Here is a 10,676-nt window from a genome sequence, read left to right on the forward strand (position 1 = left end):
AACAAAGGTTGGTACTGAAAACGGGCAACTCCTTGGTAATACTCTCACAGGTAATGACGCAGCAAAAGGAGTCGGTGTACTCATAGAAGGTTTAGCAACTAGTAAAAATCCTCTAATGACATTGAAACCTAATGATTCAAATTCTGTTTATAAAGATTACGACCCGAGAGGCAAAGACGATACAACAGGAGGAGTTTACCCGGATCAAGATACAGGTATAACATACCCTCTCCATTTCCAGGCCACGCTACAACAGGATGGAACTATACCAATAGAAGCTGGTGAGTTTAAAGCCACCAGTACTTTCCAGGTAACCTACCCTTAATAAGTCCACCGCACCGCCATCATCTGGCGGTGCGGTAATTGATAAATCATTGCCCCCACCAATGTGACTGATAAAATGCCAGGCAACACGACATCATTTATCAGGATACGTTATGAAACCGACCACCATTGCTTCACTTCAGAAATATAAGCAGGATAAAAAGCGTTTCGCGACCATCACCGCTTACGACTACAGCTTCGCGAAACTATTTGCTGATGAAGGGCTTAACGTCATGCTGGTAGGCGACTCGCTGGGCATGACCGTTCAGGGCCACGATTCCACTCTGCCAGTAACCGTTGCTGATATCGCCTACCACACTGCCGCCGTACGTCGCGGCGCACCAAACTGCCTGCTATTGGCTGACCTGCCGTTTATGGCGTATGCCACGCCGGAACAAGCCTTTGAAAACGCCGCAACGGTTATGCGTGCCGGTGCCAATATGGTCAAAATTGAGGGCGGTGAGTGGCTGGTCGAAACCGTAAAAATGCTGACCGAACGTGCCGTTCCTGTATGTGGTCACTTAGGTTTAACCCCACAGTCAGTGAATATTTTCGGTGGCTACAAAGTACAGGGGCGCGGCAATGAAGCGAGCGATCGACTACTCAGCGATGCATTAGCCTTAGAAGCCGCGGGGGCACAGCTGCTGGTGCTGGAATGCGTGCCGGTTGAGCTGGCAAAACGTATTACCGAAGCACTGGCGATCCCGGTTATTGGTATTGGTGCAGGCAACGTCACTGACGGGCAAATCCTCGTGATGCACGACGCCTTTGGTATTACCGGCGGTCACATTCCTAAATTCGCTAAAAATTTCCTCGCCGAAACGGGCGACATCCGCGCGGCTGTGCGGCAGTATATGGCTGAAGTGGAGTCCGGCGTTTATCCGGGCGAAGAACACAGTTTCCATTAAGGAGTCACGTTGTGTTAATTATCGAAACCCTGCCGCTGCTGCGTCAGCAAATTCGCCGCCTGCGTATGGAAGGCAAGCGCGTGGCGCTGGTGCCTACTATGGGTAATCTGCACGATGGCCATATGAAGCTGGTCGACGAAGCCAAAGCCCGCGCCGATGTGGTCGTCGTCAGTATTTTCGTTAACCCGATGCAGTTCGACCGCCCGGAAGATCTGGCACGTTATCCACGGACCTTGCAGGAGGACTGCGAGAAGCTAAACAAACGTAAAGTGGATTTAGTTTTCGCCCCTTCGGTAAAAGAGATCTACCCGAACGGTACTGAAACCCACACTTACGTTGACGTTCCTGGCCTTTCGACCATGCTGGAAGGTGCCAGCCGTCCGGGACATTTTCGCGGCGTTTCGACTATTGTCAGCAAGCTGTTCAACCTGGTCCAGCCGGACATCGCCTGCTTCGGTGAAAAAGATTTTCAGCAACTGGCGTTGATCCGCAAAATGGTTGCCGATATGGGCTTCGATATTGAGATTGTCGGTGTGCCAATTATGCGCGCCAAAGACGGTCTGGCGCTAAGTTCCCGTAACGGTTATCTGACGGCGGAACAACGCAAAATTGCGCCTGGTCTGTACAAAGTTTTAAGTTCGATTGCTGACAAATTGCAGGCTGGGGAACGGGATCTCGATGAAATTATTACCATTGCGGGGCAAGAACTGAATGAAAAAGGCTTCCGCGCCGATGATATTCAGATTCGCGATGCCGACACATTGCTGGAAGTTTCTGAAACCAGCAAACGGGCAGTAATTCTGGTAGCCGCCTGGCTTGGCGATGCTCGCCTGATCGACAACAAAATGGTCGAGCTGGCGTAATACTTAACTGGCGCTACGGCTGATGGCGCCAGTTATTAATTTACCCCACGTCATCTGTCATAACACAGGTAACTTAAATAAGGTTAATTACCTTATCAATCTCAGCAAGAGGTAAATTTGCCATCTCTGCAACGTCTTCCCGAGACATTCCTTTACTTAGAAGACGCAGGGCGAATTCTTGCCTTTCCTCCTGTCTTCCCTGCTGAATCCCCTTCTCAATCCCTTTCTCTTCAAACCACTGCGCCAGCGTCATCATAGACTTCCCTCCCGTTTCCCTGTCTCTCAGCACACCATAAAACAAATCCGCTTGTTCAGTATGACCGCGTTGCAGCATATAGTTTTGCATGGCAACTAACTGACTTCCGCTAGTGTACCCTTCGTCAATCAGCGTGACCAGTTGCTCCAGCAATAACATTAAGTCGCGCTGGCGAATATGTTTTTGCAGTAGTTCGAGAATCGCAATCCGCCGATGTTGCATGATTTCGTCATCCGGTGTGATGGTGATATCCACCAGCGGGAAAGGACTGTTATAGACGCGTCGCGCCAGCTCCGGCGAGTAAAACATATCAAACCAGCACATTGAGAGCGGATAAGGTGTGGCCTCGCCCTGATAAAACAGTATCGGCACCACCAGCGGCAGCTTATCGTGGCCAGCCTCCAGATGCCGGTGCATGGCAGCAATAGAATAACGCATCATGCGAAAGGCCATTTTCTTATCCGGCTTGCTTTGGTGTTCAATCACAACATGCAGATAACCGGGATTGCCCTGCATTTGCACAGAATAGAGCACATCCGTGCTGTGACCTTTCAGGCTCTCTTCAATGAAACTCCCCGACTCTAAATGAAGCGTGTTGAGATCACAAAGTTCGCGTAATTCCACTGGCAAATGTATCTCCAGAAAGTCGCGAGCCGTCTCCGCATGCATTAAAAATTGTTTAAATACCGCGTCATGCGGTGTGGTACTCGGTGCATCCATCTTCCCTGTCTTCCGTGTGGCCTTGCGTGAAGGCAGTATCCAGTCAAGGCGTGCTATCGTCAGTCACCTCTTTATTGTTTACCGAGCAGCGTTCATAAAAATATCAATTCGTTACAGGCGTTACATGGCACGCTTCGGCGCGGTACGCAAACTGCTGACGCAAATGCCATCAGATGAGTAGACACTCATCAAAAATCGGGCAATACTGCGTGAGAATTTCCTCAAAGCAGGCACCGCCTGCTTCGTTAACGACAGGGTAGAAAGGTAGAAGTTATGATTCGCACGATGCTGCAGGGCAAACTCCACCGCGTGAAAGTGACTCATGCGGACCTGCACTATGAAGGTTCTTGCGCCATTGACCAGGATTTTCTTGACGCAGCCGGTATTCTCGAAAACGAAGCCATCGATATCTGGAATGTCACCAACGGCAAGCGTTTCTCCACTTATGCCATCGCGGCAGAACGCGGTTCGAGAATTATTTCTGTTAACGGTGCGGCGGCCCACTGCGCCAGCGTCGGCGATATTGTCATCATCGCCAGCTTCGTTACCATGCCAGATGAAGAAGCTCGCACCTGGCGACCCAATGTCGCCTATTTTGAAGGCGACAATGAAATGAAACGTACCGCGAAAGCGATTCCGGTACAGGTTGCTTGATTGTTATCCCTGCGGCTGGTTACTCACCAGCCGCGACATCTTCTCCAGCGAATCCGTTCTTAAGATATAAAGTCGTTTTAGTAACAACGGATTATCCCCCGGTTTTACTTTGCCTTTCATGGTTGTCACCGCCAGGTGAAATCCGGCATCGTTTGCTGCCTTCACGGCTTTGTTATTAAAGCCGCCAAACGGATACGAAAGATACCAGACATGTGGATTAAATTGCGCCAGAGCGCGGCGTGAACGTGCAAAATCAAACAGAATATTGTGCTCACTACGGCTCAGTAATATGGGTCGGCGATAACCATCTACCCGATGCAAAAAATGGGTATGTGACTGGAAATCAAAAACATCGCGAATTTCGTTAAGCTCAGAAACGCTCATAAATTGCAGCGATTTTGGGTTCCACTTCTGCGGGTGACGTTTGATGCGTGAGGTAACAATAAACACCGTCGCCTTCATGCCATATTGTTTCAACACAGGATACGCATAGCGGCTCACCGACTTGAGGCCATCATCAAAGGTAATCACCACCGCTCGCGCAGGGAGATTGATCGTATTCTTCACGTAACCTTCCAGCTGCGCCATGCTCAGTGTCGCGTATCCCCTGTCGCGCAGCCAGGCCATTTGGTTATTGAAAGCGCGTACCGAGGTGGTCGTCGAAGTATGGCGAAAACGGGTGTTTTCTTCGTCGCGCAGAATATGGTGATAAGTTAGCACCGGCAGGCCATTATCGGGTTGGGCATCCAGCGCGCTGATATAGGCCAGTCGATCGCCAATACGGATCTGATACCAGGTTTGATTTAACCTGTCTTTCAGTTTATGCAAAATCGGGTAGCGCAAATTGTCCGCCAGTACCCCAAATGGCGCACTGCCCACACTCGGCGCGTTGTAGACCGGCGTATCTTTCCAGGTAATTAAGTTCTGATTACTCAGCGGCTTGTTGAGGTCACCCAAACCGTCTTCAACTTTTTGTCGCCCCTGAACTGGCTCGAGATGCCCTTTATCGATAAACCCTTTACCAAAGCCAAAATTAAATGCGTAATAACTTGCGGCAGTGGGCTCCACGGCAATGATTTGTCCGGCCCGAATATTCCCCACGGTCACCATCTTGTCACCAATTTGCGCCCAGACCGCAGCATTTTCGATGGTTTGCATATAACGGGCAGGTAACGCGGCACTGACACTTGCGGTAAACAGCATCAGCAGGAGAATAACAGCTTGTTTATACATGAAAAAATAACCGAGGGTGAAACAACGCTTTTATTGTAGCAAAAGCGCCATCAGAATCGCGGGTTAATACTCATACAAATTATGTTTGAGGACGAAAGGCGGATTTTTTTGTTGTTGGTGCCAAAGACTACTCACCTCCGGCCCACCCAGTTCGACAATACGCTCACGAAACTCTGAACTGGTCATGGTTTCACGGCAAGCCATCATCTGTTCAATTAACGGTAACGTGACACCAGAAATCACTTCGCAACGGGAGTGTTTGTGGCTTAATAATGAAGCCACGCGATACGGTGGCGCTCCGGCTATATCGGTTAAGAAGATGACACCCTCACCAGAGTCCGCTTCATGCAGAGCATCGCACATCATGCGGCTGAGCATATTAGAGCTTAATCCGCGCCAGAAATCCACGGCCCGGCACTGAAGAAGTGCCCCATGTTTTTTCTCCAGCGCATCCAGTATCTCTTGCGCCCGGTCATCGTGACAGGTAATTACCCAACCTAACATCGCCTTCCTCCTTAGCCGAAAATCAGCCTACCCTGACCATTGTTGATAAAGGGTGATAGCCGTCAAAACTCCTCTCCCCCGAATCCAGAGGAGAGGAAATAGCCTTAGCTACGCAAACCACGTCCACGTTGGATCAGCGACCAACAGATCAAATAAAACGCCACAATAAAGACCACCAGTACGCCAAAGGTAGTGACCAGCGGCACATCATTTATACCGAGGAAGCCGTAGCGGAAACCACTGATCATATAAACGATTGGGTTCAGGTGCGACAGCCCTTGCCAGAACGGCGGCAACAAAGTCAGTGAGTAAAAGACCCCGCCCAAATACGTGAGTGGCGTTAACACAAAGGTTGGCACCAGGCTGATGTCATCGAACGTTTTGGCAAACACGCCGTTCAGCAAACCCGCAAGGGAGAATAGCACCGCCGTGAGCACCAGGGTTAAGGCAACGAATACCCACGAATGCACCTGAAACGGCACAAAAAACAGTGAAATTGCCGTCACCAGAATGCCAACAAACAGACCACGCGCCACGCCACCGCCGACATATCCGGCAATAATGACGTGAGTCGGAACCGGCGCTACCAGCAGCTCTTCAATATTACGCTGGAACTTGGCACCAAAAAATGATGACGCGACGTTAGCGTAGGCGTTGGTGATCACCGACATCATGATCAGCCCCGGTACGATGAACTGCATATAGCTGAAGCCATGCATATCGCCAATACGCGAACCTATCAGGTTACCGAAGATAATAAAGTAAAGGGTCATGGTGATGACTGGCGGCACCAGCGTCTGCACCCAGATACGCATAAAGCGATGGATCTCTTTCGCCCAGATGCTTTTTAGCGCCACCCAGTAAAGATGCATCATGCGCGATCTCCTTGTTTTTCATTAACCAGTGAAACAAACAGCTCTTCCAGACGGTTAGCTTTGTTACGCATACTTAATACCTGAATGCCCTGCTCACTTAACTGCGTAAATACGCTGTTGATCCCCTGCTCACGTAGCACTTCAACTTCCAGCGTCGCGGTATCGACCAGTCAATACTGATAGCCATCGAGCTTCGGTAACGGACTTTTCGGTGCGAGATCGAGAATAAAGGTTTCCGATTTCAGCTTCGCCAGCAACGCCTTCATCGAGGTATTTTCCACCAGCTCACCATGTTGAATAATGCCGATATTGCGGCACAGCATTTCTGCTTCTTCCAGGTAGTGTGTGGTAAGAATGATGGTGGTGCCTTTGTCGTTTAAATCCTTCAAAAAGCCCCACATTGAGCGGCGAAGTTCAATATCCACGCCTGCGGTCGGTTCGTCGAGAATCAGTAGTTTAGGTTCATGCATTAACGCACGGGCAATCATTAAACGGCGCTTCATCCCGCCAGATAACATACGCGCACGTTCGTTGCGTTTTCCCCATAAATCGAGCTGCTTAAGATATTTTTCGCTGCGGATGTACGCCTCTTTGCGCTCCACACCGTAGTACCCTGCCTGATTCACCACAATTTGCTGCACGGTTTCAAACGGGTTGAAGTTAAATTCCTGCGGCACCAGTCCCAACTGACGTTTAGCGTTCACGACATCTTTCTCGAGATCGTAACCAAATACGCTGACCCGCCCGGAGGTTTTATTTACCAGAGAGCTGATAATACCGATAGTGGTCGATTTCCCGGCCCCGTTCGGCCCGAGAAGCGCATAAAAATCACCCGCTTCGACCTGCAAATCTATTCCACGAAGCGCCTGAACGCCGCCTGGATAGTTTTTTTTAAGCTGTTGAAGTTCCAGTGCAATGGTCATAAATTTTTACTTACCTTACGTTCTTACACTTTATCTGTGGTTTAAATCGTCCCGGAGTTGCCCTATATTAGCCAAACGTAATTATTTGGTTACAGGTCGTTAACCTCCATGAAAGACATAGATACACTCATCAGCAACAATGCACTATGGTCAAAAATGCTGGTGGAAGAGGATCCCGGGTTTTTTGAGAAACTGGCACAAGCGCAAAAACCGCGCTTTCTATGGATTGGATGTTCCGACAGTCGCGTTCCTGCAGAACGTTTAACCGGTCTTGAGCCGGGCGAACTCTTTGTTCACCGTAATGTTGCTAACCTGGTCATTCACACCGACCTGAACTGCCTTTCCGTGGTTCAGTATGCAGTGGATGTACTCGAAGTTGAACACATTATTATCTGTGGCCACTACGGTTGCGGCGGCGTACAAGCCGCCGTTGAAAACCCGGAACTGGGGCTTATCAACAACTGGCTGCTGCATATCCGCGATATCTGGTTCAAACATAGCTCATTGCTCGGCGAAATGCCGCAAGAGCGCCGTCTGGATACCTTGTGTGAACTGAACGTCATGGAACAGGTGTATAACCTGGGCCACTCCACCATTATGCAATCAGCGTGGAAACGCGGGCAGAAAGTTACCATTCACGGCTGGGCCTACGGCATTCACGACGGCTTGCTGCGTGATCTGGATGTTACCGCCACCAACCGCGAAACCCTTGAGCAACGTTACCGTCACGGGATTTCCAACCTCAAGCTGAAACACGCCAACCACAAATAAAAATGCCATGCCGGATGCAACACATCCGGCAACTTCACACTTACTCGTCCAGCAGAATCACTTTGCCAATATACGGCAGATGACGGTAACGCTGTGCGTAATCAATGCCGTAACCCACCACAAACTCATCCGGGATCGAGAAACCGATAAATTCAACCGGGACGTTCACTTCACGACGGGACGGTTTATCCAGCAGCGTACAAATCGCCAACGACTTCGGTTCGCGCAGGCTTAAGATCTCACGCACTTTCGACAGTGTATTCCCCGAGTCGATGATATCTTCAACAATCAGCACGTCCTTGCCACGGATATCTTCATCCAGATCTTTGAGGATTTTCACATCACGGGTGGTGGACATGCCGCTACCGTAGCTGGAGGCGGTCATAAAGTCGACTTCATGAGATACCTGAACTTCACGGCACAGGTCCGCCATAAACATAAATGAGCCACGCAGCAGACCCACCAGCACCATATCGCTGCCGCTGTCTTTGTAACGCTCAGTAATCTGACGACCCAGTTCGGCGATACGCGCTTTAATCTCCGCTTCGGGGATCATTACTTCTACAGTATGTTTCATATCTCTAACCATATGATTTAAAAACAAATCACTTCGCACGGGCAGGTTTTGGCACCGCAACAAAGCGCAAGACACGCAGTATACCAGTAAAACTATTCATTCGCGGAATCTGTTAATAAAGCTCGAATTGTGATGACGGTCACACATGTTAAAACCTATAATTAATTGCTACTAAAATATTAATGAATTGAAATGGTGTCTCTTTATGGCAATTAACAATACAGGCTCGCGACGATTACTCGTCACGCTAACAGCCCTTTTTGCAGCGCTTTGCGGGCTGTATCTACTCATTGGCGGAGGCTGGCTGGTCGCGATTGGCGGCTCCTGGTACTACCTTATCGCTGGCCTTGTGATGCTCGGCGTCGCCTGGATGCTGTGGCGCAGTAAACGCGCCGCGCTTTGGCTATACGCAGCCCTGCTGCTCGGCACCATGATTTGGGGCGTCTGGGAAGTTGGTTTCGACTTCTGGGCGCTGACTCCGCGCAGCGATATTCTGGTCTTCTTCGGCATCTGGCTGATCCTGCCGTTTGTCTGGCGTCGCCTGGTCATTCCTGCCAGCGGCGCAGTTGCCGCACTGGTGGTCGCACTGCTGATTAGCGGTGGTATCCTGACCTGGGCCGGATTTAACGATCCGCAGGAGATCAACGGCACCTTAAGCGCCGATGCCACACCTGCCGAAGCTATCTCCCCCGTTGCCGATCAGGACTGGCCTGCGTATGGCCGCAATCAGGAAGGTCAACGCTTTTCACCACTGAAGCAAATTCACGCCGATAACGTCCACAAGCTGAAAGAAGCCTGGGTGTTCCGTACTGGCGATGTGAAGCAGCCGAACGATCCGGGTGAAATCACCAATGAAGTGACGCCGATTAAAGTGGGCGATACCCTTTACCTGTGTACCGCTCACCAGCGCCTGTTTGCGCTTGATGCCGCCAGCGGCAAAGAGAAATGGCATTACGATCCTGAGCTGAAAACCAACGAGTCTTTCCAGCACGTAACCTGCCGTGGCGTCTCTTATCATGAAGCCAAAGCAGAAACGGCTTCGCCGGAAGTGATGGCGGATTGCCCGCGTCGTATCATTCTTCCAGTGAATGATGGTCGCCTGATTGCGATTAACGCTGAAAACGGCAAACTGTGCGAAACCTTCGCCAATAAAGGCGTGCTCAATCTGCAAAGCAATATGCCAGACACCAAACCGGGTCTGTATGAGCCGACTTCTCCGCCAATTATCACCGATAAAACCATCGTGATGGCCGGTTCAGTCACCGATAACTTCTCAACCCGCGAAACGTCTGGCGTGATCCGTGGTTTTGATGTCAACACCGGGGAGCTGCTGTGGGCTTTTGATCCGGGCGCGAAAGATCCGAACGCAATCCCGTCTGACGAACACACCTTTACCTTTAACTCACCAAACTCGTGGGCACCAGCGGCCTATGACGCGAAGCTGGATCTGGTCTATCTGCCGATGGGCGTGACCACGCCGGATATCTGGGGCGGTAACCGCACACCGGAACAGGAACGTTATGCCAGCTCGATTCTGGCGCTGAATGCCACTACCGGGAAACTGGCGTGGAGCTACCAGACCGTTCACCACGACCTGTGGGACATGGATCTTCCGGCACAGCCGACGCTGGCGGACATCACCGTTAATGGTCAGAAAGTGCCGATTATTTACGCTCCGGCGAAAACCGGTAACATTTTTGTGCTCGATCGTCGTAATGGCGAACTGGTGGTTCCGGCCCCGGAAAAACCGGTTCCCCAAGGTGCTGCCAAAGGCGATTACGTTACCCCTACTCAACCATTCTCGGAACTGAGCTTCCGTCCGACGAAAGATTTGAGCGGTGCGGATATGTGGGGAGCCACCATGTTTGACCAACTGGTGTGCCGCGTGATGTTCCACCAGATGCGCTATGAAGGCATTTTCACGCCGCCATCTGAACAGGGTACGCTGGTCTTCCCGGGTAACCTGGGGATGTTCGAATGGGGCGGGATTTCCGTTGATCCAAATCGTGAAGTGGCAATTGCCAACCCAATGGCACTGCCGTTTGTTTCGAAACTGCTCCCGCGTGGT

At 50.7% G+C, this 10,676-nt stretch carries 11 protein-coding genes and 1 pseudogene; 6 read left to right on the plus strand and 6 right to left on the minus strand.

Going from position 1 to position 10,676, the window contains the following annotated elements; translation table 11 throughout:
* The 3 genes from ACUU1M_RS16165 to panC form a co-directional block, all read left to right on the plus strand.
* Positions 1-325, plus strand: a 325-nt coding sequence (locus ACUU1M_RS16165; RefSeq protein WP_181681768.1) for a fimbrial protein, incomplete at its 5' end; no start/stop codon positions are given.
* Between the two features lie 112 nt (positions 326-437).
* Positions 438-1,232 carry a 3-methyl-2-oxobutanoate hydroxymethyltransferase gene (gene panB / locus ACUU1M_RS16170; RefSeq protein ID WP_000805476.1) on the plus strand — a complete coding sequence of 265 codons (795 nt, stop codon included), beginning with the start codon at positions 438-440 and terminating at the stop codon, positions 1,230-1,232.
* A gap of 11 nt (positions 1,233-1,243) precedes the next feature.
* A complete protein-coding gene (panC, locus tag ACUU1M_RS16175; RefSeq protein ID WP_000905383.1) occupies positions 1,244-2,095 on the plus strand; it encodes a pantoate--beta-alanine ligase in 852 nt (283 codons plus the stop codon).
* Positions 2,096-2,168: 73 nt separating this feature from the next.
* On the opposite strand, the gene rpnC is transcribed toward panC, so the two are convergent.
* The gene (gene rpnC, locus ACUU1M_RS16180) at positions 2,169-3,071 is read right to left on the minus strand and encodes a recombination-promoting nuclease RpnC (protein WP_000339968.1); all 903 of its coding nucleotides are present in this window, start codon (positions 3,069-3,071) and stop codon (positions 2,169-2,171) included.
* Between the two features lie 273 nt (positions 3,072-3,344).
* On the opposite strand from rpnC, the gene panD reads away from it, so the two are divergent.
* Entirely contained in the window at positions 3,345-3,725 is a 381-nt protein-coding gene (panD, locus tag ACUU1M_RS16185) for an aspartate 1-decarboxylase (RefSeq protein ID WP_000621515.1), read from the plus strand.
* 3 nt (positions 3,726-3,728) lie between these two features.
* Here the strand turns inward: panD and ACUU1M_RS16190 are convergent, their stop codons facing one another.
* The 4 genes and pseudogenes from ACUU1M_RS16190 to ACUU1M_RS16205 all read right to left on the minus strand — a co-directional run bounded on the left by ACUU1M_RS16190 (position 3,729) and on the right by ACUU1M_RS16205 (position 7,260).
* Positions 3,729-4,958, minus strand: a complete 1,230-nt coding sequence (locus ACUU1M_RS16190) for a polysaccharide deacetylase family protein (RefSeq protein WP_000277901.1) — start codon at positions 4,956-4,958, stop codon at positions 3,729-3,731.
* Between the two features lie 63 nt (positions 4,959-5,021).
* Positions 5,022-5,462: a PTS sugar transporter subunit IIA gene (locus ACUU1M_RS16195; protein ID WP_000901974.1), complete on the minus strand. Its 441-nt coding sequence runs from the start codon at positions 5,460-5,462 to the stop codon at positions 5,022-5,024.
* A 104-nt stretch (positions 5,463-5,566) separates the two neighbouring features.
* Complete coding sequence (locus ACUU1M_RS16200) at positions 5,567-6,337, minus strand: ABC transporter permease (protein WP_000972203.1); 771 nt, start codon at positions 6,335-6,337, stop codon at positions 5,567-5,569.
* Positions 6,334-7,260: pseudogene (locus ACUU1M_RS16205) on the minus strand (ABC transporter ATP-binding protein). The gene ACUU1M_RS16200 and the pseudogene ACUU1M_RS16205 overlap by 4 nt, the downstream one beginning before the upstream one ends.
* 108 nt (positions 7,261-7,368) lie before the next feature.
* Here ACUU1M_RS16205 and can point away from each other — a divergent pair.
* Positions 7,369-8,031, plus strand: a complete 663-nt coding sequence (gene can / locus ACUU1M_RS16210) for a carbonate dehydratase (protein WP_000651599.1) — start codon at positions 7,369-7,371, stop codon at positions 8,029-8,031.
* Positions 8,032-8,071: 40 nt separating this feature from the next.
* Here can and hpt read toward each other — a convergent pair whose 3' ends face one another.
* Positions 8,072-8,608 (minus strand): hypoxanthine phosphoribosyltransferase, encoded by a 537-nt coding sequence (gene hpt, locus ACUU1M_RS16215; protein WP_000683335.1) that lies wholly within the window; start codon positions 8,606-8,608, stop codon positions 8,072-8,074.
* A 205-nt stretch (positions 8,609-8,813) separates the two neighbouring features.
* On the opposite strand from hpt, the gene gcd reads away from it, so the two are divergent.
* A partial coding sequence (gcd, locus tag ACUU1M_RS16220; RefSeq protein ID WP_042774385.1) for a quinoprotein glucose dehydrogenase occupies positions 8,814-10,676 on the plus strand: 1,863 nt, incomplete at its 3' end.

The sequence above is a fragment of the Shigella sp. SIG6 genome (assembly GCF_053555815.1).

Excerpts from the sequence above, each read along its gene's own strand:
- panB (WP_000805476.1), top strand. The coding sequence starts at position 438 with ATGAAACCGACCACCATTGCTTCACTTCAGAAATATAAGCAGGATAAA.
- rpnC (WP_000339968.1), bottom strand. The coding sequence starts at position 3,071 with ATGGATGCACCGAGTACCACACCGCATGACGCGGTATTTAAACAATTT.
- panD (WP_000621515.1), top strand. The coding sequence starts at position 3,345 with ATGATTCGCACGATGCTGCAGGGCAAACTCCACCGCGTGAAAGTGACT.
- ACUU1M_RS16190 (WP_000277901.1), bottom strand. The coding sequence starts at position 4,958 with ATGTATAAACAAGCTGTTATTCTCCTGCTGATGCTGTTTACCGCAAGT.
- ACUU1M_RS16195 (WP_000901974.1), bottom strand. The coding sequence starts at position 5,462 with ATGTTAGGTTGGGTAATTACCTGTCACGATGACCGGGCGCAAGAGATA.
- ACUU1M_RS16200 (WP_000972203.1), bottom strand. The coding sequence starts at position 6,337 with ATGATGCATCTTTACTGGGTGGCGCTAAAAAGCATCTGGGCGAAAGAG.
- can (WP_000651599.1), top strand. The coding sequence starts at position 7,369 with ATGAAAGACATAGATACACTCATCAGCAACAATGCACTATGGTCAAAA.
- hpt (WP_000683335.1), bottom strand. The coding sequence starts at position 8,608 with ATGAAACATACTGTAGAAGTAATGATCCCCGAAGCGGAGATTAAAGCG.